Raw genomic sequence first — 23,865 nt, forward strand, 5'->3', positions numbered from 1 at the left:
TGTTTTTTACGCTAATTCGGCAACTTAAGTTTATTTTCTGACCGGATTTAACACACATTTCTTACGTCTATAAGGAATAGGATAACACCTACAGTAATGCGCCGGGTTACTCGCCCGTACTTATCAAATTAACAAGTAACTCCCCGGCGAAATAACCTTTGCTCAACAGCATACAAATCCTACATCCCAATGACTTCTTTTGCCTTCAACCGCCGTCAGTTTATGCAGGGAACGGCGGCTTCGCTGGCCCTGTCGGCCCTTCCTTCGTTTGGCATGTCGAACCCGCTGGCCGATACGCCCCGGCGCGTGGCCCTGATTGGCACGGGCTGGTACGGCAAAAGTGATTTGTTCCGACTCATTCAGGTAGCCCCCGTCGAAGTAGTCGCGCTGTGCGACGTCGATCAGAACCTGCTAAACGGCGCGGCCAAGTTGGTCAGTCAGCGGCAGAAATCGGGCAAAACGCCCAAACTCTACGGCGACTACCGCAAGATGCTGGCCGAGAATCAGTTAGACATCGTTATCATTGGCAGCCCCGACCACTGGCACGCGCTTCAGTGCATCGACGCGCTCAAAGCCGGGGCGCATGTATATGTGCAGAAACCCATCAGTGTCGACGTACTGGAGGGCGAAGCGATGGTGGCAGCCGCCCGCAAATACGGTAAGGTAGTGCAGGTGGGTACGCAGCGTAAAAGCACACCACACCTCATCGACGCGAAGAAAAACATTGTCGATGCCGGGCTGCTGGGCAACATTCACCACGTTGAGATGTGCTGCTATTTTCACATGCGGGCCAACGGCAATCCGCCCGTTGAGCCAGTGCCGTCGTTTCTCGATTACGAGATGTGGACCGGTCCGGCTCCGCTGCGGCCTTACGACGGCCTGCCGCACATTCGGTGGTGGCGCACGTTCAAGGAATACGGTAACGGCATTACGGGCGACATGTGCGTACATATGTTCGATACGGTGCGGTGGCTGCTCAAACTCGGCTGGCCCAAACGCATCAGTTCAACGGGCGGCATTTACGTACAGAAAGACGGCAAATCGAACATTTCCGATACGCAGCACGCCACCTTTGAGTACGACGGTCTGAACTGCGTGTGGCAGCACCGGACGTGGGGTACGCCCAACAACCCCGACTACCCGTGGTCGTTTACGCTATATGGCGATAAGGGCACGCTCTGGGGCAGCACGATGGCCTATGATTTCATTCCGCAGGGCAAAGACGGGCAGAAAATTCACAAAGATGTGGTGTATGAAAAAGAGAAGTACCCCGAAGACCTGACCGAAGAACGCATTGAGCTGAACGCGGCCCCGGCCACGCGGCTGCACATGCTCGATTTTCTGAAAGCCATCGATGCCAACAGCCGTCCCGTAGCCGACATTGAAGAAGGCCACATCTCGACCGCGAGCTGCATTCTGGCAAATATTTCGATGCAGTTAGGTGGCCGCCCGCTTGTTTACGACCCCAAAACCCGCACCGTTGTTGGCGACCGCGAAGCCACCGCCCTGCTCGAACGACCCTATCGCAAAGGCTGGGTACACCCCGACCCGAAGCGGGTGTGAGGGAAAGCAGTATTCTAACCACATTCTAACCTCACATTAATTTCGCCTTTAACTGGTGCAATCACCTTTGGGGCATAAGTTGGCTCATAGTGAGCCGGCTGTCTGTTTGTATGAAACCATCGGTGAAAACTGATGTTGGGGTGAAATCGAAAACAGTCAGGCTGATAGTCTGACTGTTTTTTCGATATTCGCCCACATATTCCAACGCGCCATGACAACCCAAATGCCCCGCCTGTTAGTGGTGGAAGACGAAGCCAAAGTAGCTTCTTTCATCAAAAAAGGACTCGAAACCCAGCGATACACCGTTGAAACCGCGCCCGATGGCCGGGAAGGCAAACGCCTGATTGCCGACCGGCAATATGACCTTATCATTCTCGACATTAATCTGCCATTCGTTAGCGGGCTGGAACTCTGCGCCTTTGTGCGCATCAAACAACCCAACGTACCTGTGCTGATGCTGACGGCCCTCGGCACCATTGCCGATAAACTGGCCGGGTTCGACGTAGGAGCCGACGATTATTTGGTAAAACCGTTCGATTTTCTCGAACTGATGGCCCGCGTAAAAGCACTGCTTAAACGCAACGCCGATGCCAGCAATGGACCGGCTGCGCTCCAAATAGCCGATCTGGAACTGGACCTCAACGAGAAAATAGCCCGACGCAATGGTAACACCATTGACCTCACAGCCCGCGAGTTTTCGCTGCTCGAATACCTCATGCGTAACGCCGGACGGGTAGTATCGCGAACCGACATTGCCGAGAATGTGTGGGATATTAACTTCGATACTGGTACGAATGTGATAGACGTGTATATCAGCTATTTACGAAATAAAATTGATAAAGATTCGCCCGCAAAACTTATCCATACCGTAGTGGGCATGGGCTATATGCTGAAACAAAAATGACCATTCGTACCCGCCTGACGCTCCTGTTTACGCTGCTCGTTTCGTCGTTGCTGGCGGGGTTCTGTATTATTATTTATTTAACTGCCGAGCAGTATCGGGAAAGCGAATATTATGAACGCATCCGGCAGGAAGCCTTAACGTCGGCAGAGCTACTGTTTGGGAAAGAAACAATTAGTCCGCAACTGTTTAAGCTCTTAGACAAGAACGAGATGACCGTTCTGAATCAGGAAGAAATAATTATTTACAATAATCAGAACAAAATTGCCTACGAAAGCGGCACCGATTACCTCGACGTAACGCCCGAAACGCTCCGGCGCATCCGGCTCCAGAAGGAACTACGCTGGCGCGTTGGCGACCGTGAAATTGTAGGCGTGGTATTTACCGACCGCTTCAATCATTTTGTGGTAGTGGCGTCGGCGGTCGATAAATATGGCTTTCAGAAACAGCGCGATCTGGCCCTGATTCTCTCGGCAGGCTGGTTGATGGCTACACTTATTGTGCTGCTGGCCGGGCGGTTGTTTGCGGCTCGTGCGCTTGCCCCCATCAACCGGGTTGTTGGCCGGGTCGATGCCATTACAGCCACCAATCTTGATTTGCGTTTAGACGAGGGCAACGGGCAGGATGAAATAGCGCAACTCTCGCACCGTTTCAACCGAATGCTCGACCGCATCGAAGAAGCTTTTCAGGGGCAGCGGGCCTTTGTAGCGAATGCATCGCACGAACTCCGAACGCCTTTAACGGCCATCACAGGGCAGATTCAGGTGGCTCTGCTGGCCGACGACGACCCGCAGGAACTGCGCGAGGTGATGCACTCGATACTCGATGATGTACGCGGCCTGACTCAACTGACTAATGGCTTGCTGAGTCTGGCCGATGTGAGTATGGGCGAATCGTCGGTGAATACGGCTCCGGTATCGGTCGATGATTTATTGTGGCAAACCCGTTCTGATCTGCTCAAAGCCCATCCAGACTACACCGTTCGGGTTGCTATGCCGGAAAATGAGGGCGTTCCGCACGATTTCATTATATTAGGAAACGACGCGCTGTTGCGCATTGCACTAATCAACCTGCTCGAAAACGCCTGTAAGTTCTCGCCTGACCATACTGTTCGGGTACAAATCAACGCGCTGTCCAATGTCGTTCATTTCGCCTTTCAGAACAACGGACCACCAATTTCGCCCGACGAGTTACCGCTGATTTTTAAGCCCCTTCGCCGGGGCAGCAACGCGCAGCAGGTACGCGGTTATGGCATCGGTCTCTCGCTCACGGATCGCATAGTACGGCTCCACAAAGGTCAGCTTTCCGTTGAATCGTCTCATCAGAATGGCACCACGTTTACGATGGTATTGCCAACGATACGGTAACTCTAACCGTTTTCTAATCGACCCCTAATTCAGACTTAACGATCTCTGGGCAAATTTACAGGTAAAAACACCCGGAAATCATGACTAAATACACGCTCGATTACTCGGAGCAGCGCGTTGGAATGCCCCGACGCCGTCGCCGGGCCAACGTCAGTGCGGTGGTGCTGGTGGGCGCGTTTGGCGCGCTGGTGAGCGGCTTACTGATAACTCAAACGATTTCGCTGCGTGGCGAAAACCGGCAACTTCGTCGGCAACTCGACGCACAGGTGTTGCAGTATGATTCGCTATTGGCCGCTAAACTTCACGCCGACCGGCAATTGGTGCGCTGGCACGAACAGCAACGCATCAACACATCTAATTCGATTCTAACGCAGGACTAATGAAGGTCTAATACAGCGATAGCAACTTTGCTATGTGTTCGATTGAACACCACTTGAGAACTACCATTTATCAACAAACACATAGATCATGAAAACGCACGGAATCATTCTTTCAGTTGGTTTATCACTGCTTGTGCTTAGTAGCTGCACGGTTGTTCGGCAGGGTGAAGTAGGTGTAAAACGCACGCTCGGTAAAATCAAGCCGGCCCCGCTCATGGAAGGCGCGAAGGGCTTCAACCCCCTCGTTACCACGATTATCAAAGTGCCAACCCGCACCATGAACATCGAAGTCCGGCAACCACTGCCATCGAAAGAGGGGTTAACGGTACAATCCGACGTATCGATTCTGTATCGGGTCGATGGACAGCAGGCTCCGAAGATCATCGAACAAATTGGCCGGAGCTACGAAGAGGTCGTGATTTTGCCGGTATTCCGGTCGGCGGTGGCCGATATTTCGTCGCGCTATTATGCGAAGGATATGCACACCGGGCAACGGGCCGAAATTGAAAAAGCGATCCGCGAACTGATGATGACCCAGTTGAAAGGTCGGGGCTTCGAGATAGAGTCGGTACTGCTGAAAAGTATTGCTCTGCCAGCAGGTCTGAGCCGCGCCATTGAAGAAAAGCTGAACGCCGAGCAGGACGCCCAGCGGATGCAGTTTGTGCTCGATAAAGAGCGGCAGGAAGCCCAACGCCGGGTAATCGAAGCAGAAGGTATCCGCGATTCGCAAAAGATTATCAACGAAGGACTGACGCCGATGCTCATCAAGTTCAAGACCATCGAAGCCTTCAACAAGTTGTCGACTTCGCCCAACAGCAAGATTATCGTTACCAGTGGCGACTCGCCCCTGATGCTGTCGGCGGATAAGATGTAGTGAAAAATGAATAGTGAAAAGTGAAAAATGAGCCGGTGGCACAGAGGACTACGAATCATTTTTCACTTTTCACTTTTAACCCTAAACTCTTATGGCTGTTCAGGATTTATATATGGGGCTTGGTGCTCTGGCTTATGCTGTAGCAAAAGCAGACGGGCAGCTACACTCCGCCGAAAGCCGGGCCATCCGCGAACTGCTCGAAGCCGAGCCGTTTGGCGACGTAGCCCGTTGCGCCTTCACGCTCAAGGAGTTTCATAACGATTCGCCTGAAGAAGCCTATCAGTTTGCCCTGCGGTACTTTGAGGCCAACAAACGGTTTTTAGACCGGCAGCGTAAGTTCCATTTCCTGCGCATTGCCCACACCATTGCCGATTCGCACAACGACATCTCCGACTGCGAACGCGCCCTGCTCGACCGCCTGAAAGCAGATCTGGAAACGCTGTGACCAGCTTAACTCTCAGCCAGATACTTATGCACGAAACTGACAGCCATAGCCCCCTCGCCCACCGCCGACGCTACGCGGTTCATGGCACCGGCCCGCACGTCGCCAGCCGCGAAAATGCCGGGGCTACACGTTTCGAGCGCGAACGGTTCACGGTTTTGTTTCCATACTTTTTTGAAGTCAGCGTATTTGGCTAAGTCGCGGCCTGTGGCAATAAAGCCTTTCGGGTCTTTGATGATGTCCATCTCAATCCAGTCGGTGTAGGGCTTGGTGCCAATGAAAATAAACAGCCCGGCAGCCGGTACGGTCCGACGCTCCTGCGTATCCATGTTTTGCAGCACGACGCACTCCATGCGCTCGTTGCCGAGAGCTTCGATTACCTCCGTGCAGCCCAGCACCGTGATGTTGGGTGTCCGCTCGATTTGGTCGATCAGGTACTGCGACATGGTTTCGGTGAGATCGGGACGCCGGATGCAGATGAAAACTTCTGAGGCCGTTCGTGAGAGGTACATAGCCCCCTGCCCCGCCGAGTTACCGCCCCCCACTACATACACGGGCTTACCTTTAAAGGCATACGCTTCGGTCGTGGCCGCGCCGTAGTAGACGCCCGCGCCAGTGAATTTGTCTAAACTTTCATTTTCGAGTTTGTGGTACGATACACCCGTGCTGAGAATAATGGCCCGCGCCACCACCGCACTGCCGTCGGCCATATTAATGTCTTTGTATTGCCCACGCGACGTAATGGAAACCACCTCCTGCGGCACTAAAAACTCGACGCCGAATCGCTGCGCCTGTGTAATGGCACGACGAGCTAAATCGCTGCCACTCAGTCCGTTCGGAAAACCGAGATAGTTTTCGATGCGAGAGCTGGTACCCGCTTGTCCGCCCGGTGCCCGTTTATCGATCAGAATAGTTCGCAACCCTTCGGAACCGCCGTAAACGGCTGCTGCCAGCCCGGCAGGGCCAGAGCCAATGATAGCCAGATCATATAACTCCTGCGACGCTTTGGGGGCGAGCCCCAGTTTTTCGGCCAGATCGGCCAGCGCAGGTTGCTTCAGCACAGTGCCATCTTCGAGTACCACAATGGGCAGGTCGGCGGGTGCCAGGCCGTGCAGATCGAGCAGTTCCTGAGCGCGGGGGTCGGTTTCAATATCGAGCCATTGGTAGGCAAACAGGTTTCCCGCCAGAAAATCCTTGAGCGCGTGCGACTGTGGCGAAAACTGGTAGCCTACTAACTTCAGCCCCTCAAACGCCGGGCGATAGTCTGACTGCCAGTCGCTTAGCAGATCATCGAGAACCGGGTATAGTTTTTCCTCGGGCGGGTCCCACGGCTTGGCGATGTAGTAATCCAACTGCACTTCGTTGATGGCCCGTATGGCGGCATCGATGTCGGAATAGGCCGTGAGTAGTGCACGTTTGGCATTGGGGAACACACGCCGGGCCTGCGTCAGAAACTCAACGCCGGTCATGTCGGGCATCCGCTGATCGCTCAGAAACAGAGCCACTTCTTCGCCCTTTTTCTTGAGTTCGGTCAATGAATCGAGTCCTTCGCGGGCCGACGACGTACACATAATCCGGTACTGTTTCCGGTACTGCTGCCGTAAATCGTGCTGAATCGCCTGCAACACCTGCGGGTCGTCGTCAATGGAGAGAATGATAGGAAGACGCATGGTTTTAGTGATGAACGATGAGTGATGAGCGATGAGTGTTTGGCGCGTCAGCAAACTTATCACTCATCGTTCATCACTCATCACTACAGAATGGGTAGGCACACCGAGAATTCGGTTTCGCCGGGTTTGGATTTTAGTTTTATGGAGCCGTTGTGATGTTTTATGATGCCCTGAACAATGTCGAGACCGAGGCCAGTGCCTTTTCCAATTTCTTTGGTCGTGAAAAATGGCTCGAAGATTTTGTCCTGAATATCTGCCGGAATACCGCTACCATTGTCGGTAATGGTTGTCAGCACAAACTCGCCCCGGTCAACGTAGCTGCGAATGGTGAGCTGGCCGCTGTCGGGCATGGCGTCGATAGCGTTGTCGATAAGATTAGTCCAGACCTGATTTAGTTCGCCGGGCCAGCCGCAAATGGCGGGCAGGTCGGCGGGCAGATCGAGCGATATGGTAATGTGTTTAGACTTCAGCTTGTAGTCGAGCAGGGTAAGCGTACTGTGTAGACCGTCGGGCAGATGTACCTGTTCTTTGCCCGCGCCCCGATCCATATGGGTGTAATTTTTGATAGAGCCAACGAGCGTTGAGATACGTTTCGACGCTTCGCTGATGTCCATCACCAATTTTTCGGTCACTAAATTATTAACTAACCAATTCACGATGCGGGGCATGTTTGCATCGCCAACCTGGTTGAGAATCCAGTCTAAATCGTCGGTTTTGAAGCCAAACTCTACGAGCGGCCCGGCCAGATCAACGGCATCGTCAACGCCGTGGTCGTCGAGCCAGTCGGTTAGCTCATCTTCGAGGCTGCTCCGTTGCATCATGGTGAGTGCAGGAGCTTTCTGATCGACTTTTTTAAAAAACGCATCGTTCACCGAATCGACCTGCTGATTGGTCAGGCTCAGATGCATAATGGCTTTGAATGCTTCGGGTGTAGCCCGGAGATGCTCTTTGAGCGTATCGGCAGACCGCACCACAGCCGCCACGGGGTTGTTGAGTTCGTGGGCCAGCCCCGCCGACAGCCGCCCCAGCGAGGCCATTTTATCTTCCTGCTGCGTTTGCTTTGTGAAATCACGGACGCGGGTGGTCATTTGCTGAACAAACGCCCCTGTCAGTTCATAACCCACCTGAGCCATCTCCCTAAATTGCTTACGGTGGAGCAATAGCGTGTATGTGGGCTTCTCGGCAGTGATACGAACCGAAGCTTTTGTTAACCGCGAAAACGGCAACACGCCCAGTATGGAATGCGAGGTATAGACGGCTATTTCGTCGGGGGCACTGTCTGGGCCAGTATCGAGCCGAACGCGCCCATCGATGAGCAGCATCAGGTGATCGATAGCATCGCCCGCTTTGTAAATTACCGTATCGGCGGGGTACGTCTGTTCGTCGGCATGGTCGGCCAGCCACTGAAGCTGTTCGTTGGGAACATCACTGAAAGCCGGAAACTGGCGGAGCGTATCGAGTATGGTCATGATGGCCTGTTTACGGTTGAGTAACTAATTTTCGGCGGGATTAGTTGTTAGTGCATGCGCCCTATTCTGCTCCTGCTTTGCCTGATGACAACATCGTTTCGTTCCCATCCGGAAGGCCCCAACAAACCGGCTTATCAACTCTATGATGGTGGTTTAAAGGCTACCACCTACGCCAAACTGCTCCGGCAAGCCGCCGACGCCGACGTGGTATTATTCGGCGAGTTGCATAACAACCCGATTTGCCACTGGCTTCAGCTTCAGCTTACCAAAGACCTCGCGGCCCGCAAACCGGGTGCGCTGGTGCTGGGTGCCGAAATGTTCGAGACCGATAACCAAACCCCTCTTACGCGCTACGTGCAGGGGCAAATCACAGCGAAAGAGTTAGCGGCTCAGGCCCGGCTGTGGCCCAATTTCGATACTGACTACAAACCCATTGTCGACGTGGCCCGCGAACAGAAAATTCCGTTCATAGCTACGAACGTGCCGCGCCGATATGCCAGTTTGGTGGCCCGGCACGGATTGGCCGCCCTCGATACGCTGCCCGCCGACGCCAAACGTCAGATGGCCCCGCTGCCGCTGACCGTTGACCTGACCCTGCCCGGCTACCGCGCCATGCTCGACATGATGACCGGCGACGCTAACCACGGCAGTCCGCACGGCAACAACGGCGACATGGCGGCTAACTTCGCCCGTGCGCAGGCTATTAAAGATGCGACGATGGCGCATTTCATTCTGCAAAACCTGACACCCGGCCAGACGCTGCTGCACCTCAACGGCGATTATCACTCGAAAAATCGCGAAGGGATTAGCTGGTATCTGCGGCAGCAACGTCCGCAACTCAGGATTCTGACTATTTCATCGGTCGAGCTAAATGACGTTGACAAACCCACCGCCAACCAGCGCAACCTCGCCGATTTTGTGCTCGCTATTCCAGCCGATATGACGAAGACGTATTAGAAACTTACTTTTTTTTATGAAAGCATTGAAACGGATCAGTGAACTACTGTTTATTGGCGTTTTCAGCACTCATGTTGCCCCCGCACAAAAATTGCCTACTGTTAGCCAAGACACTGCTTACGTTCATGCCGTAGAGCAGGCGTTAACTCATCTCCAAAAGGGGGACTGCCAACTCTGTTTGGATTCGTATAAAAAAGCGTTTCAAATTTCACAAAACAGTGCGCTAAGCACAATGCGGGCCGCCTTGTGCGCTTATCGGTGTGGCCGGGAAGATTTAGCAAGAACGTACATTGATCAGGCAATAACTGTTGATTATGGCATTGCTGAAGATATATGGTTCGACCGTCAGATTGCGCCTGAGTTTGATGCCGTTCGCAGCACAAATATGGCTACCTATGTGCGCGAAGCGTTTGCTCGAAAAGACGCTGCGTTGAAACTGAATATACCATTGAAAAACGAATTGCAAGCCATATACGAGACAGACCAGCAACCACGCGCTCAAATTGATTCTCTTATTCAAAAATATGGTAATGAATCGGCCCAGATGCAGCAATTATGGCAACATATACATCGAACCGACTCGATTAATCTCATCAGAATTGAGTCAATCATTCGTCAATATGGCTATCCTGGCAAACGTTTGGTTGGGCCTAATCAGAGCAATACTGCCTGGCTCATTATCCAGCACTCACCGTTAGCTACCCAAGAAAAATATTTACCGCTAATTCGGAAAGCCGCCGAAGAAGGTGAAATGGATAAATCGAATGTGGCGTTGTTAGTCGACCGCATTCGTATGTACAAAGGTCAGAAACAACTTTATGGCTCTCAGATCGCCATTGACCCGAGTGGAAAGCGACATTTCCACCCAATTGCCGACGAAGTGAATGTCAATAAACGTCGGGCCGACATGGACCTTGGTTCGATTGAAGATTATGCGCGGGAAAACGACATTCTATACAAACCCGTCGGGAGAAAGTCGAAAAAATAGTTTTGTATCACAATACTAAAACCTTTCTATGCATGCTTACTCCTCCACGTTACCCGTTGGAGATACTGCCTACTGGACGCGCTATGCGCTCGGCAAGCACTTGCAACAAATTGGCCTGCAACCCGGCGATGCCGTTATGGTTCATGCCGGGCTGCGGGCAATTGGCCCTATGCTCAATGGCCCCGATACGCTGATCGATGCCCTGCTCGACACGGTTGGCCCAACTGGCACGCTGCTGTGTTACGTCAACTGGGAGCAACAATACGAAGACGCACTCGATGAAGAGGGGCGCATTCCTGATGCGCTCAAGCCGCACATTCCTCCCTTCGACCCTGCCCGAAGCCGCGCCAGTCGGGACCACGGAGCTTTTGCCGAATTTGTTCGGACAACGCCCGGTGCCCAACGAAGCGGCAACCCCGGCGCATCGGTAGCGGCTATCGGCGGGCGGGCCAACTGGTTTACGGCCAACCACCCGCTCGATTATGGCTACGGCCCCAACTCGCCCTTTGCCAGATTGGTATCGGCAGCGGGCAACGTGCTGATGATTGGTTGCCCGCTCGATACCATGAGCCTGCTGCACCATGCTGAGCATTTGGCCCAAATTCCGGGTAAACATAGTTGCCGGATGGAAGTCCCGCTCCTGCTTAGCGGACAAACCCTATGGCGCATGATCGAAGAATTCGACACCGCCGAGCCGGTTGTTGACGGCCTGGAACCCGATTATTTCGGCACCATTGTCGATGAATTTCTGGTTGCGGGCAACGGACGTCGGGGGCAGGTTGGCAACGCTCCGGCGGTGCTGGTTCCGGCGGCTGACATGGTAGCCTTCGCCGTTGACTGGCTGGAGCAGCGGTTTGGTTAGTTTTATAGAAAATATGGAACAGTGTAATTTTTTTTGCTGTTTTGCATGAACCAAAAGAGCGCGAATATGACAATTCCAACAACCCCGCAGAAGTTGAGTGCCATACAGTTGCACTTACTGCGTTTTTTTAGCGAACGACCTGTCTCTGAGGTTGAAACGGCTGACATACAACGACTCATCGCTAACTATTTCGCTCAAAAAGCGGATCTCCGAATGGAAGAAATCTGGGAGGAACGAGGCTACACAGAAGAATCGATGAAAAACATTCTCAACACTCCATTGCAGAAACCGAATGCGGTTAATCGTTGATACCAATTGTTTGTTGGTCTCCGTCCCACGTCGTTCCCCTTATCGCTGGTTATACGATGCCATTTTAATAGGCCGGGTCGAATTGGCCGTTACGACCGAAATCCTGCTGGAATATGAGGAGCAATTAGGATTATTTTATGCTCCCGATTATGCTGAATACATACTGGCTACGTTGACAAACCTCCCGAATATCATACAAGTAAATCCGCTTCACTTTTATTGGCTCCTGATCGAAAACGACCCTGACGATAACAAATTTGTTGACACAGCCATTGCTGCCAACGCCGATTACATCATTACTAATGACCGGCATTACCAGATTCTCCAGAAAGTGAGTTTTCCGACCGCTACCGTTGTGCGGTTAGATGATTTTCAATCTATTTTAGCCGCCTTCTCAACCACCACCAAGTCATAGTTTGGCAAACTGATGCAGCCCCACATACTCCGCTATTAATGCCCAGTTATGCGCTTCGCATTGCCAGCGCATCTGTGTCAGCGGGCGGTCGGCAAACCGGCGCAGAAGCGGATTTTCGTAGGCTGTGAGCAACCCGGCAATGAAAAAATGAAAGCGATCAAAATCCTGCTCAATGTGGCTCAGGTCGATAGCCGGAACTGCTTTACCTAACCGCAATAAGCTGATTAACAGCACAATTTGCTCGATTCGATTGGTTGTCTTTGTTACAAGATGGCGGGCGTCATTAATCAGGCGTGGGCGAATGGCATCAAGTTCAGGCGGAGCAAAAGCGGCTATCAGCCGGGCGAGGTGGTAGATGATGAGCGAGGTTCGGGCGTAATGCGGAGCGCAGCAGAACGGCTCCGACGCATACCGCCCCGACTCAACAACATCGCGCAGGTATCGCAGCGAATCAGTATCGTGCTGATTTGGTGGCATCTGGTACTGATACAGGCAGTAGAGCATATTGCTCAGGGCACAGGCGTCGAAATCAATCGGCATGTTTTTGCCGAACCAGGTTGAATAAGCCCGCAGACTGCGGTAATCGGCGTAGGTGTTTCGAATGGTTAACTGCACACCGTTGGCATGTTGGGCAAGCTTGTCGTGGAGCCATTGCACGTCGGTAGTGGTGTGGGGCGAGGTCAGGTACACCATTGCCGTGTCATCAATATCATCGGGAATGCGGAAATGGTCGAACCGGTGGAATACGTAGCCATTCGGGAAATGATGGGATGGGCGGGTAGGCCAGAAATTGTAGGTTTTCAGTCCGTCCTTGTTTTGGAAGCGCGGATACGCGGCCACGGCCCGTTCCGTAATCGCATCGATCAGACGCTGTGTTCCTGCCGATGCCGTTGGGCGCAACTGCTGCAGGGTAAACACCGTAACGGCTGTAAAAAAAACGTTCGTATCGGCTCGCTGGTAGCCAAGATAGTCGTTCCGCCGAACCGACGGAAACAGGCCATCGGGTTGTTGCAACCGGGCAATGCGTTGAAGAATGATATCGAGTGTCACGAAAGCCTAAAGGTTTGGGTGCAAACTTTGCTAATGTTTAAAACTTTGACAACGTTGATACGTTCTCATTTTTCAAAATAAGCTCCCATATTTGCCGCCTGATTTTGCTGTGCAATGTCCAACCTGATTTTATTTGACGAGCCAACCATCCGCACGTCGTTGCTGCCATTTACGTTTACCCGGCCCGTAGCTGGTATACGCATCGGTATTCAAACGCTGGCCGAAAAATGGGCCGATGTGCTGAACCAAACGCCTTCGTTTCTGACGGAATCGTATCTACAAACCAAATTCCCACAACAGCCGGGTACTGATAATCTGTATGTTAACGCAGCCGTCTGCCCAAACAGCACCCTGGTCGAACGGCTGCGCCAGTTGCAGCCTAACGAAAGCCTGCTAACGTCTGGCGGTCTGCTGCTGGCACTGCGCACTCCGCATACAGCCACCAACGCCAGCCAACTGCCCGACCTGCCGCAGCACAGCATCGCCTTTAGCGAAGGCTTCCGCTCCCTGACCATCATCCGGCATGTATGGGATATATTCGTGGAAAATGGCGATCAGATACGGGCCGATTTTGCCCGCATCACCGCCGGTCGCCAATCAGCCCCTATCACTGACCCGTTTACGCGTTGCTACGCGCCCGAAAACATCTTCGTGGAAGAAGGGGCCACTATCCGGGCAGCCACGTTGAACGCCGAGGGTGGGCCAATCTACATTGGCCGCGACGCCACTATCAGCGAAGGCACCGTCATGATCGGACCGTTTGCGCTGGGCGAGGGGTCAACGGTAAACTGGGGCGGCAAAATGCGGTCTAACACCACCATTGGGCCGGGCTGCAAAGTGGGTGGCGAAGTGGGCAATTCGATTTTCCTGGGCTATAGCAACAAAGCACACGACGGTTTTCTGGGCAATTCAGTTATTGGCGAGTGGTGCAATCTCGGCGCAAACGTTAATAACTCGAATCTCAAAAATGACTATAGTAACGTGAAGCTCCACAGCTACGCAACGGGTCAGCTCGAAGATACAGGACGTATTTTTTGCGGGCTGATGATGGGCGATTTCACGAAAGCAGGTATCAGCACCATGTTCAATACAGGTACGGTGGTGGGCGTGAGTGCGAACGTTTTCGGCGGAGGATTTCAGCCGAAACACATTCCGTCGTTTTCGTGGGGCGGGGCCGATTCGGGCTTTGCTCCGTATCGCATCGACAAAGCCCTACAGGTGGCCCGCGAAGCCTTCTCACGGCGAAACCTGGAATTTGATGCCGTAGAAGAAGCCATTCTAAGACACGTATTTAATAATGAAAGAGTGAGAGAGTGAAAGAGCGAAAGGGTGAGATGGTTTCGTCAGCCACTCTTTCACTCTTTCACTCTCTCACTCTTTCGCTCTTTCGCTCTTTCGCTCTTTCGCTCTTTCACTATGCAATTCTCTGACATCATCGGTCACGACGATACCAAACAACTGCTGCTGCGGGCGGTGCAGACCAATCATCTGGCCCATGCGCTGCTGTTTGATGGGCCGGTGGGCAGTGCTAACCTAACGTTGGCACTCGCGCTGGCGCAGTATGTCAACTGCGAAGACCGGCGCGATGCCGATGCCTGCGGGCGGTGCGCGGCCTGCGTAAAAATTCAGAAACTCGTGCATCCCGACCTGCACATGGTGTTTCCGGTAGCCAATACGGCAAAGGGCAAAACGTCTGAAGCCTATCTGACCGACTGGCGGGCGTTTCTGCTCGAAAGCCCTTACCGAACCCTGCCCAACTGGCTCGAAACCACCGGGGCCGACAATAAACAGGGTAACATTTCGGCTGAAGAAGCGCGGAACATTTTGCAAAAACTATCGCTCAAATCGTATGAGGGTACCTACAAAATTATGCTCATCTGGTTGCCCGAACTGATGAACGTGGCTTCTGCCAATGCGCTGCTGAAAGTACTTGAAGAACCACCCGCTCAAACGTTGTTTCTGCTGGTAACGAACCAACCCGACAAGCTGCTGATTACCATTCTGTCGCGCACGCAGCGGGTGGCGGTGCGGGCCTTTACCGACGACGAAGTGGCTACGTACCTGCGGCAGTACGAAAATTTAGACGAAACCACCGCCCGGCGACTGGCCTATTTAGCCGATGGCAACTTAGCCGAAGCCCTGCAACTGAGTCATAATGAGGCCAAAGGTACTGGCGTTTCGGAGCAACACGCCTGGTTTGCCGAATGGATGCGCGATTGCTACCGGCAGGATTTAACAAAATTGGTGAAACAGGCTGAGCAGTTCGACGGTTTCAGCAAAGAAAAGCAGAAGGGACTATTCGATTACAGCATCCGGCTCTACCGCAGCCTATTTCTTTGGCAGCAGGGCGCAAGCGACTTATTGCGGCTGCCCGACGACGAACTGTCTTTTGTTAAAAACTTCTCGAAAGTCCTGACCGTCAACCACATCGAGCGCATTGTAGCCGACCTTAACGAAGCAACCTATCATCTCGAACGAAACGCCCGCGCCAAAATGGTGCTGTTAGATATGTCGCTCACCTTCACCCGACTGATAAAAACGAAGTTATAAAGTTGTAGGGTTATAGAGTTGTAGGGTTGCCTGGCATGTTCTACGACTTTACAACCCTACAACTTTACAACCCTACAACTCCCTTATGCGCCCTAAGCAGCTCATTGGCATGACCGACTTTGTTGATTTCCCCGACCTCGGCTTACTTGACGTGGCGGCCAAAATCGATACGGGCGCATTTACGTCGGCATTGCATTGCAAAAACGTTCGGCTGGTACGAGCGCACGGAAAAACAAAACTGAGCTTTTGGCTTATCGATAACTCCGGCGAAAAACCCCGGCAGTTTTTTGCCGATGAGTTTAGTCAGCGTATGATTCGCAACTCGTTTGGCGTGGCCGAGAAACGGTATGTCATTAAAACGCGCATCGTTTTGTTTGGGCGAAAAATCCGGGCCGAGTTTACACTGGCCGACCGCGAACGACTCAAAAACCCGGTACTGCTGGGCCGCAGACTGCTTCGCAACCGGTTCATTGTCGATGTCTCACAAAAAAACCTGTCGTATACCGCTAAACAGGCATCGACTTCTCCACTTATTGTTTACTGAACTCATGCGTATTGGAATTTTATCGACCAATCCGGCTTTATATTCGACCCAACGCCTGCTCGAAGCTGCCCATCAGCGCGGCCACGACGCCAGCGTGGTCAACCATCTGAATTGCCAGGTTATCATCGAAGGCGGCAATCCATCGGTGTTGTATGAAGGCCGCAACCTCGACCCATTCGACGCTATTGTGCCACGTATTGGGGCTTCCGTTACCGATTACGGCTGTGCTATTGTACGGCAGTTTGAGATGATGAAAGTTTTTACCACGGCCAAGTCGCAGGCCATTACGCGCTCGCGCAACAAGCTGCGGTCGTTGCAGGTATTGTCGAAGGCGGGCGTGGGGCTACCCAAAACGGTGTTTGCCAACCATCCGAAGAACGGCAATGTTACGCAGTTGATTGAGCTGGTGGGCGGCCCGCCGGTAGTGATTAAACTGCTCGAAGGCACGCAGGGAATCGGCGTGGTGCTGGCCGAAACCACCAAAGCTGCCAAATCGACCATCGAAGCGTTTTACGGACTGAAAAAGCACGTTTTGGTGCAGGAGTTTGTAGCCGAAGCCAAAGGAGCTGATATCCGGGCATTTGTGGTAGGCGGGCGCGTGGTGGGTGCCATGAAACGGCAGGGCGTTGACGGCGACTTCCGTTCCAATATTCATCGGGGTGGCAACGCCGTGGCTGTCAGGCTCACCGCCGACGAAGAACATACGGCCATTGCAGCCGCCCGCGCCCTCGGCCTGAAAGTAGCCGGGGTCGATATGTTGCCCTCTCACCGGGGGCCGCTGGTGCTGGAGGTCAATTCATCGCCCGGTCTGGAAGGTATCGAAGCCGCCACCGGCCACGACATTGCCAGCGAAATTATTGCCTATATTGAGGAGAAAAGCCGCGCCGACGAAGGCGATACGGTAGGAGTTTGACTGTTGAATGGTTGAATGATTGAATGATTGAATGGGGTGCTGAGGTAGTAGCCCTCATTCAATCACTCAACCATTCAATCACTCAATCATTCAACCACTCAATCATTCAACCACTCAATCATTCTATCATTCAACCATTCAACCCAGAATGTCGCTCGATCCTGACCTAAAGAAAGCCATTGTCCACATGCCAGGCGTGGAGAAAGATAAGTTGCTGCTGCGGTTGGTGGCAAAAGACGCGCTGCTGGTCGAAAAACTTCAGTTTGAACTGCTTGAAGGCAAACAGACCCTCGACGAACGGCGGCAGATTATCCGGCAGTTTATCGACCGCACGGCCCGGCTCAACCCTGATTCGGCGGGCTGGCTCATGATGGATATGCGGACCGTAAGTGGCTACATCACCCGGCATGTGAAGGTCACAAAAGACAAGTACGGCGAAGTAGAGCTGATGCTGTATATGCTGAATACGTTCTACGAACAGAACGCCCACCTGCTGGCTAAGTACAACAGCCGGTCTGATAAATGCGCCGAATACGTAGCCAAACGTACCGAACAACTGCTGAAAAACGTCGGCAAACTCGACGCTGATTATCACGTCGAATTCGCCGATGACATCAATAAACTGCTAAGTTGGGTGCATTATGCCGCCCCCGCCCATTATGCCCGGCAGTTGGGTTTGCCAAAGGAATGGATGATGTAATATTGATTTAGCGGTCCTGTGCGCTGGAAAGCCGGTTTTTCTGTACTGCTGTCTACAATAATTCTATAGCTACAAGTTTGAAAATATGATCAGTTGACACTATTTGCCGACCAATTGCCTAACCCATAGGCGCTCTCTACATATCCTGATTATGAATCACCTCACCGATGAAGAGCTGGCGTCGGCCTATGCTCGTACTCAGCACAGCGCGTATTTTAGTTTGCTGTACCAACGCTATTACAAAAAAGTGTATGCCCACTGCCTGAGTTTTACTACCAGCACCAACACACAGGCCGAAGACCTGACACACGACATCTTTGAACGGGTATTCAGGCAAATCAACACCTACAAAGGAAACGCCCGCTTCTCAACCTGGCTCTATACGGTTTGCCGCAATTACTGCCTTAGCCAGCATCAACGGGAGCAGCAGCGTAGCCGAGCCGTTACGGTTTATGACCAGGGGCAGGAGTCAACTGTCGGCCCTGATTCGTACTCGGCCTATGAGCATCAGTTAGCCTTGCTGGAATGTGCTTTCGAGCAACTGCCCGACGCCGACCAACGGATTCTGCTGGCACGGTATGGGGCTGGTTCAAGCGTTGGGCAATTGGCCCTGTCGGCGCAGGCATCGGAATCGGCTATAAAAATGCGGCTTTTCCGCGCCCGCGAACGGCTACGGCAGGCATTACAGCAGTAAACATCAATATTGCTGTAGGAACGTTTCGAGCGATGCATCGGGGTCGAGGTCCAGACGCTTACGCAGTCGATACCGGGCCGTATTGGCACTTTGGGGCGATATGCCCAGCAGAGCCGATATTTCTTTAGTACTGAGATTCAGTTTGAGCAGCGCAATCAAACGAATGTCATACGTATTGAGCGTTGGATAGGCTGACTGAATCCGGGCAAAAAACAGCGGGTGTAGCCGCTCGAAGAGCACCACGAAGTATTTCCAGCGATCTTCCTGATTCAACTGATAATCAATGAGCCGGGTCAGGCGGTCGGGGTCAGTTGTGGTGATGCGTTCTTTTAGTTCGAGTAAGAATGCATTACGCTGCTGCTCCTGCAATACATAACTGATTAGTTCCTGACTCCGCTGCTCCAGTTCCTGCACAGCCCGTTTCTGTTCCTCTTCGAGCTGACGGGCCTGCTTTTTCAAAGCTTCGTGCTGGTCTTCGATAAGTCGATTCTGGACAAACTCGCGGATAAACAGATTGTAGAGATGGGTAGCCAATGCAAAAATTGCCAGCGTAAACAGCACCACTTCCAATAAGCTGATATACCGTTCGGCAAATGTTCCCGTTCTGAATAACCAGACCGTTGGCGTCATGATGCCAATGCTTAGCCCCGTCAGGATGATACGCACCCGATGCCCAACCATGAAGATGATCTGGCTTACGAGTACGTAATAAATGAACATAACCATCGTTTGACGGTCCACGTAGGCAAACGCCGACCGGGGCAATCCGTAAAGCGCGAAAAAAAAAGTAATGCCTGCCAGCCAGCGTTCTGCCCGCGCCAGTTGCCCCTGCTGAATGGCTCTTTTTTCCCGAATCGTCAGTCCATAAGCAATTACCAAGGATGCTGATGCAATGTGTGTCAGCAGCAGATTTCGATGTACCGGATCGGTAAACAGGCTACCCTCCCGGTAGCGCACCCAGTCGGTCGAAAACTGAACGATCTGGAAGAAGATGCCCAGCCAGAACATCCACCGCAACCGCACCAGAATAGCCAATATGAGCGTTTGCCGAAACGCGATGTCTAATTCAGGCGGTATGGTAGCGAAAAAACGACGAAAAAGACGACTCATTAAAACCGGCGAAAAGAAAATTCATCAATGAGGCTGTCTGCAAAGGTACAAACCGCAACGCTTGTGCTTCGCCGGTATCAACTAAGAGGTATTAGAGCCTGACTTACAGGAACATTAACTCAACTCCGCAGAGCGGTCAAATCGAGCGAAAAGCCGGACAGCACGTCCTCGCCCGACAGCGGCTCACCGAACGTTCGGTTGCTTTGAATAGAACCGTCGGCCCGGTAGATGTACGTAGTTTCGGTTTTGGGGTCGATGAGCAAACTCTCTACCACCCCGCCCGGTTATTCAGAGACAACCCACAGCTACGCATCATGGCGCAAACTGTTTTGATTACAGGCGGCACCGGCACGATTGGCCGCCGATTAACTGAATTGCTGCTTCAGGATGGCTATCAGGTCAGCTACCTCAGTCGGACGCTAAAGCCCATCGCCAACGTCACTGTCTATCAGTGGGACGTGCCGAAGGGGCAGCTTAATCCACAGGCTATTCAAACCGCCGATCACATCATTCACCTCGCCGGAGCGGGTATTGCCGACGAACGATGGACCGACGCCAGAAAGAACGAAATTCTGAAAAGCCGCACCCAATCGACCGAATTACTGGCTCAGGCACTCGTTAAGAATACACATTCGGTTAAGTCGTTCATTGCTTCCTCAGCCATTGGTTATTACGGGGGCGACACTGCCGACCGACCGCTTACCGAAACCAGCCCGGCAGGCAACGACTTTCTGGCGCAGGTGACACGGGCCTGGGAGCGGTCGGAAGACCTGGTAGCCGCCCTCGGCATCCGAACGGTGAAACTTCGCACGGGTGTGGTGCTGACGATGGCGGGCGGAGCTTTGCCCAAACTGGCCCAGCCGGTGCGGCTCGGCGCGGGGGCGCCTATCGGGTCGGGGCAACAATACATTTCCTGGATTCACCTCGACGACCTGTGCCGACTCTACATCGAGGCCATCAAAAACGAGTCGTGGCAGGGTGTCTATAACGCAGTAGCTCCGACGCCCGTCACGAACGAGACGCTGACGCGGGCCATTGCCAAAACCCTCGGTCGGCCTATGTTGCTGCCTAATATTCCGGGGTTTGTGATAAAACTGATGTTTGGCGAACTGGCCGTTACGGTACTGGGCGGTAACTACGTGCTTAACAAGCGAATCGCCGAAGAGACCAATTTCCGGTACAGCTTCGGCGATTTGGACAGGGCGTTGGAAGAAGAGTTGCAGGAGTGATGAGAGATAAGTGATGAGTGATGAGTGATGAGTGATGAGTGATGAGTTTGCTGACGCGTCAAAATGTGCTTGCGTCAGCAAACTCATCACTCATCACTCATCACTCATCACTCATCACTCATCACTCATCACTCATCACTCATCACTCATCACTCATCACTCATCACTCATCACTCATCACTCATCACTCATCACTCATCACTCATCACTCATCACTCCTTCAGCTCCACTCCCGATCCCACGAATCACGAGTGTTCCAGACATCGGTGGGGGCAAACCAGGTATTGTCTTTTTTGAGATAGCGTTTGGCTACTTCTTCGTTCAGGTTTACGCCCAGACCGGGAGCTTCAGGAACGCGCACGTAGCCTTTGTCGGCGATGGGTTTCAGGCCCGTTACGATGTCTTCCCAACCCGCCACGTCGACGCCGTGATGTTCGAGAGCCACGAAATTTTCGGTGGCCGCAGCGCAGTGTACGTTTGCCATCATCGAAATCGGCGAACCGGCAAAGTGCATCGCCATTGGAATGCCCGCTTCTTCGGCATAATCGCCGATTTTCTTGGTTTCGAGCAACCCACCCGACGATGCCAGGTCGGGGTGAATCATGTCGACGGCGCGGGCATCGATGAGTTTAATGAATTCTTCTTTCAGGTAAATGTCTTCGCCCGTCAGCGTGGGCGTTTCGATGGCGTCGGAAATCTGCTTCCACTGATCGGTATAAAACCACGGCACGAGGTCTTCGAGCCAGGCCAGCCGGAAAGGTTCCATCGCCTTCCCCACCTGAATAGCGGTATTCACGTCGAAATGCCCGAAATGGTCGGCGGCTAAAGGAGTTTCGTAGCCCACAATCTCGCGCACCCGCCCAACGTGTTCTACGAGCCGGTCGAGTCCTTTTTTGGTAATCTGGATGCGCGTAAACGGGTGGCGGGTCATGGCGTAGTTGCCTATTTTACCCGGTTCGTTGGCATTATAGGGTTGTTTCACGCTCCATTGTTTGGCCCCTACGAGCATGTCTTTCTGGTCGGCAATCATACCAATGCCAAAATCCATTTTCAGGAACGAATAGCCCGCGTCGCGTCGTTTGCTCATATTCTGAGCGAACTCGTCGTAGTTTTTGCCTTCGGGCGTATCGGCGTAGAGCCGTACAAAATCGCGGTATTTGCCGCCCAGCAGTTGGTACGCTGGCACGTTGTAGGCTTTGCCCGCCAAATCCCAGAGGGCCATCTCAACGCCACAAACGCCCCCTGCCGCCCGACCATGATTGCCAAACGGTTTGATGAGTTTAAACAGTTGCTCAACATTGCAGGGATTTTTGCCTAACAGGCGACTCTTGAGCATGAGCGCGTAATTGGCCGAGGCTCCATCGCGTACTTCGCCCCAACCCACAAGCCCCTGATTGGTATCGATACGAATGATAGGACTGGTAAAGGGCACTCCCGACAAAATCGCCACCCGCATATCGGTGATTTTCAGTTCCGATGGCTTTGAGTCGCGGGGGACTTTCTGGGTAATAAACTCCAGTTCCTGCTCAGTACGGCCATCGAGCATCATACCTAAGGCCAGACCACCTAAGCTGGCTTTCTGCATAAATTCGCGCCGATTCGAGGCCGGGCCGGTGGGCGTATTGGCGGGGCTTAGGCGCGACAAAAAGTTCTTCATAATTGATTGGCTTTTCTTGGTTTAAGGCAATGCATCCATAAAATAAGTCCATGCCAGTATTTTACTTATCGGGTTGTCTTTGATGCGAAGAATTGAACCTTCTTCTACAATTAACCAGCCAACGTCTGACAACGCGATGATAAACAAATCGTTATCAATCCTGACCGCACTGTCGTTTCTGGGCGTTTCAACTGTTTTTGCCCAGCAAATCGGCTCCACGCCCGAACAGATTAAAGCCTATACGGCCAACTGGAAAGGCGACCGCTTCGCCGATGGTCGGCCCAATGTGCCGGACCTTGTGCTGGAACGGTTGCAAAACTGCACCCTCGAACAAATTTGGGGTTATCTGAACAACAAAGGCTACCGGAATCAGGTCGAAAAAAACTGGGTGATTCTCAAACCCGGCGAAACCATGACAGGTCGCGTAGTTACGGCGCAGTTTATGCCCACCCGCCCCGACCTCGACAGTCTGGTGCGCAAAACTGGCAAAGCCGAAGGCCGGTCGCAGCGGGGTGGCATCAATATCTGGCCCATCGACATTTTAACCAAAGGCGATATTTACGTGGCCGATGGCTTCGGTAAAATCAAAGACGGTACGCTCATCGGGTCGAGTTTGGGCAATGCCATTTACGGCAAAACAGGCAAGGGCGTTATCTTCTACGGCTCCGTGCGCGATATGCAGGAACTGAAAGACACGAAAGGCTTCAATGCCTGGGTAAAAGGCCACGACCCGTCGTACATTAAAGACATGACGCCCACGTCGATCAACGCGCCCATTCGCATTGGCGAGGTGTCGGTATTGCCCGGCGACGTAGTGTTCGCCAACGAATATGGCGTGGTGTTCATTCCGTCGCATTTGGTAGAAGGATTGGTGTCGGCATCGGAGATGACCGCCCTCCGCGATGAGTTTGAGCGGTATTTGCTGCAACAGAGCAAGTACCCATCGGGCGAAATTCATGGCGACTGGAAAGACAACATCAAGACCGAGTTTCGGGCGTGGGTTGCCAAGTACCCCAAAAAGCTGGCAATCACCCAAAAAGACATTGACGCGTATTTAGCGAAAGAAGGAAAATGAGAATAAAGAGATGTTACACAGAGATTCACTGAGAGAAAAGAGATACACAAAGGATAAGGGCTTGCCCTAAACTCTGACAGCCACCCTACTTAGTGCAACAGAACCTCTGTGTATCTCTTTTCTCTCAGTGAATCTCTGTGTAATAA

At 52.7% G+C, this 23,865-nt stretch carries 24 protein-coding genes; 18 read left to right on the forward strand and 6 right to left on the reverse strand.

What is annotated here, in order from left to right:
• Positions 1–189: 189 nt before the first annotated feature.
• The 6 genes from AWR27_RS16975 (at position 190) to AWR27_RS17000 (ending at position 5,530) form a co-directional block, all read left to right on the forward strand.
• The gene (locus tag AWR27_RS16975; RefSeq protein WP_077132268.1) at positions 190–1,563 is read left to right on the forward strand and encodes a Gfo/Idh/MocA family protein; all 1,374 of its coding nucleotides are present in this window, start codon (positions 190–192) and stop codon (positions 1,561–1,563) included.
• Between the two features lie 223 nt (positions 1,564–1,786).
• Entirely contained in the window at positions 1,787–2,467 is a 681-nt protein-coding gene (locus AWR27_RS16980; protein WP_232325861.1) for a response regulator transcription factor, read from the forward strand.
• Positions 2,464–3,831 (forward strand): HAMP domain-containing sensor histidine kinase, encoded by a 1,368-nt coding sequence (locus tag AWR27_RS16985; RefSeq protein WP_077132270.1) that lies wholly within the window; start codon positions 2,464–2,466, stop codon positions 3,829–3,831. Before AWR27_RS16980 ends, AWR27_RS16985 begins: the two co-directional genes overlap by 4 nt.
• Positions 3,832–3,911: 80 nt before the next feature.
• On the forward strand, positions 3,912–4,211 hold the full coding sequence (locus AWR27_RS16990; RefSeq protein ID WP_077132271.1) for a hypothetical protein: 300 nt from the start codon (positions 3,912–3,914) through the stop codon (positions 4,209–4,211).
• Between the two features lie 88 nt (positions 4,212–4,299).
• Positions 4,300–5,085, forward strand: a complete 786-nt coding sequence (locus AWR27_RS16995; RefSeq protein WP_077132272.1) for a prohibitin family protein — start codon at positions 4,300–4,302, stop codon at positions 5,083–5,085.
• A gap of 91 nt (positions 5,086–5,176) precedes the next feature.
• On the forward strand, positions 5,177–5,530 hold the full coding sequence (locus tag AWR27_RS17000; RefSeq protein WP_077132273.1) for a tellurite resistance TerB family protein: 354 nt from the start codon (positions 5,177–5,179) through the stop codon (positions 5,528–5,530).
• 5 nt (positions 5,531–5,535) lie between these two features.
• On the opposite strand, the gene AWR27_RS17005 is transcribed toward AWR27_RS17000, so the two are convergent.
• Both AWR27_RS17005 and AWR27_RS17010 read right to left on the reverse strand, forming a co-directional pair.
• Positions 5,536–7,197: an NAD(P)/FAD-dependent oxidoreductase gene (locus AWR27_RS17005; protein ID WP_077132274.1), complete on the reverse strand. Its 1,662-nt coding sequence runs from the start codon at positions 7,195–7,197 to the stop codon at positions 5,536–5,538.
• An 83-nt stretch (positions 7,198–7,280) separates the two neighbouring features.
• Entirely contained in the window at positions 7,281–8,666 is a 1,386-nt protein-coding gene (locus tag AWR27_RS17010; RefSeq protein ID WP_077132275.1) for a sensor histidine kinase, read from the reverse strand.
• 54 nt (positions 8,667–8,720) lie between these two features.
• Here AWR27_RS17010 and AWR27_RS17015 point away from each other — a divergent pair, with 54 nt between their 5' ends.
• The 4 genes from AWR27_RS17015 to AWR27_RS17035 all read left to right on the forward strand — a co-directional run bounded on the left by AWR27_RS17015 (position 8,721) and on the right by AWR27_RS17035 (position 12,197).
• Complete coding sequence (locus AWR27_RS17015) at positions 8,721–9,623, forward strand: ChaN family lipoprotein (protein WP_077132276.1); 903 nt, start codon at positions 8,721–8,723, stop codon at positions 9,621–9,623.
• Positions 9,624–9,639: 16 nt separating this feature from the next.
• Entirely contained in the window at positions 9,640–10,611 is a 972-nt protein-coding gene (locus AWR27_RS17020) for a DUF6624 domain-containing protein (RefSeq protein ID WP_157579252.1), read from the forward strand.
• Positions 10,612–10,639: 28 nt separating this feature from the next.
• Positions 10,640–11,473: an aminoglycoside 3-N-acetyltransferase gene (aac(3), locus tag AWR27_RS17025; RefSeq protein ID WP_077132278.1), complete on the forward strand. Its 834-nt coding sequence runs from the start codon at positions 10,640–10,642 to the stop codon at positions 11,471–11,473.
• Between the two features lie 292 nt (positions 11,474–11,765).
• Positions 11,766–12,197: a putative toxin-antitoxin system toxin component, PIN family gene (locus AWR27_RS17035; RefSeq protein WP_077132279.1), complete on the forward strand. Its 432-nt coding sequence runs from the start codon at positions 11,766–11,768 to the stop codon at positions 12,195–12,197.
• Here AWR27_RS17035 and AWR27_RS17040 read toward each other — a convergent pair.
• Positions 12,192–13,247 carry a hypothetical protein gene (locus AWR27_RS17040; protein WP_077132280.1) on the reverse strand — a complete coding sequence of 352 codons (1,056 nt, stop codon included), beginning with the start codon at positions 13,245–13,247 and terminating at the stop codon, positions 12,192–12,194. The genes AWR27_RS17035 and AWR27_RS17040 overlap by 6 nt on opposite strands.
• 114 nt (positions 13,248–13,361) lie before the next feature.
• Between AWR27_RS17040 and AWR27_RS17045 the strand changes: the two genes are divergently transcribed.
• From AWR27_RS17045 to AWR27_RS17070, 6 genes are all read left to right on the forward strand, one after another.
• Positions 13,362–14,564 carry a GlmU family protein gene (locus AWR27_RS17045; protein ID WP_077132281.1) on the forward strand — a complete coding sequence of 401 codons (1,203 nt, stop codon included), beginning with the start codon at positions 13,362–13,364 and terminating at the stop codon, positions 14,562–14,564.
• A 99-nt stretch (positions 14,565–14,663) separates the two neighbouring features.
• On the forward strand, positions 14,664–15,797 hold the full coding sequence (gene holB / locus AWR27_RS17050) for a DNA polymerase III subunit delta' (RefSeq protein WP_077132282.1): 1,134 nt from the start codon (positions 14,664–14,666) through the stop codon (positions 15,795–15,797).
• A gap of 85 nt (positions 15,798–15,882) precedes the next feature.
• On the forward strand, positions 15,883–16,341 hold the full coding sequence (locus AWR27_RS17055; protein ID WP_232325862.1) for an ATP-dependent zinc protease family protein: 459 nt from the start codon (positions 15,883–15,885) through the stop codon (positions 16,339–16,341).
• Between the two features lie 4 nt (positions 16,342–16,345).
• Positions 16,346–17,254 (forward strand): 30S ribosomal protein S6--L-glutamate ligase, encoded by a 909-nt coding sequence (rimK, locus tag AWR27_RS17060; RefSeq protein ID WP_077134047.1) that lies wholly within the window; start codon positions 16,346–16,348, stop codon positions 17,252–17,254.
• Between the two features lie 148 nt (positions 17,255–17,402).
• Positions 17,403–17,954 carry a hypothetical protein gene (locus tag AWR27_RS17065; protein WP_077132283.1) on the forward strand — a complete coding sequence of 184 codons (552 nt, stop codon included), beginning with the start codon at positions 17,403–17,405 and terminating at the stop codon, positions 17,952–17,954.
• Positions 17,955–18,105: 151 nt separating this feature from the next.
• Positions 18,106–18,648: an RNA polymerase sigma factor gene (locus AWR27_RS17070; protein WP_077132284.1), complete on the forward strand. Its 543-nt coding sequence runs from the start codon at positions 18,106–18,108 to the stop codon at positions 18,646–18,648.
• 3 nt (positions 18,649–18,651) lie between these two features.
• On the opposite strand, the gene AWR27_RS17075 is transcribed toward AWR27_RS17070, so the two are convergent.
• Together AWR27_RS17075 and AWR27_RS25550 are read right to left on the reverse strand one after the other, a co-directional pair.
• Complete coding sequence (locus AWR27_RS17075) at positions 18,652–19,758, reverse strand: hypothetical protein (protein ID WP_077132285.1); 1,107 nt, start codon at positions 19,756–19,758, stop codon at positions 18,652–18,654.
• A gap of 119 nt (positions 19,759–19,877) precedes the next feature.
• A complete protein-coding gene (locus AWR27_RS25550) occupies positions 19,878–20,033 on the reverse strand; it encodes a PDDEXK family nuclease (protein ID WP_198045023.1) in 156 nt (51 codons plus the stop codon).
• 39 nt (positions 20,034–20,072) lie between these two features.
• On the opposite strand from AWR27_RS25550, the gene AWR27_RS17080 reads away from it, so the two are divergent.
• Complete coding sequence (locus tag AWR27_RS17080) at positions 20,073–20,987, forward strand: TIGR01777 family oxidoreductase (protein ID WP_077132286.1); 915 nt, start codon at positions 20,073–20,075, stop codon at positions 20,985–20,987.
• Between the two features lie 220 nt (positions 20,988–21,207).
• Here the strand turns inward: AWR27_RS17080 and AWR27_RS17085 are convergent, their stop codons facing one another.
• Positions 21,208–22,644 carry a mandelate racemase/muconate lactonizing enzyme family protein gene (locus tag AWR27_RS17085; RefSeq protein ID WP_077132287.1) on the reverse strand — a complete coding sequence of 479 codons (1,437 nt, stop codon included), beginning with the start codon at positions 22,642–22,644 and terminating at the stop codon, positions 21,208–21,210.
• A 136-nt stretch (positions 22,645–22,780) separates the two neighbouring features.
• Between AWR27_RS17085 and AWR27_RS17090 the strand changes: the two genes are divergently transcribed.
• Positions 22,781–23,719, forward strand: a complete 939-nt coding sequence (locus AWR27_RS17090) for an RraA family protein (protein WP_077132288.1) — start codon at positions 22,781–22,783, stop codon at positions 23,717–23,719.
• Positions 23,720–23,865 lie beyond the last annotated feature (146 nt).

It is taken from the genome of Spirosoma montaniterrae, assembly GCF_001988955.1.
Lineage (GTDB): Bacteria > Bacteroidota > Bacteroidia > Cytophagales > Spirosomataceae > Spirosoma > Spirosoma montaniterrae.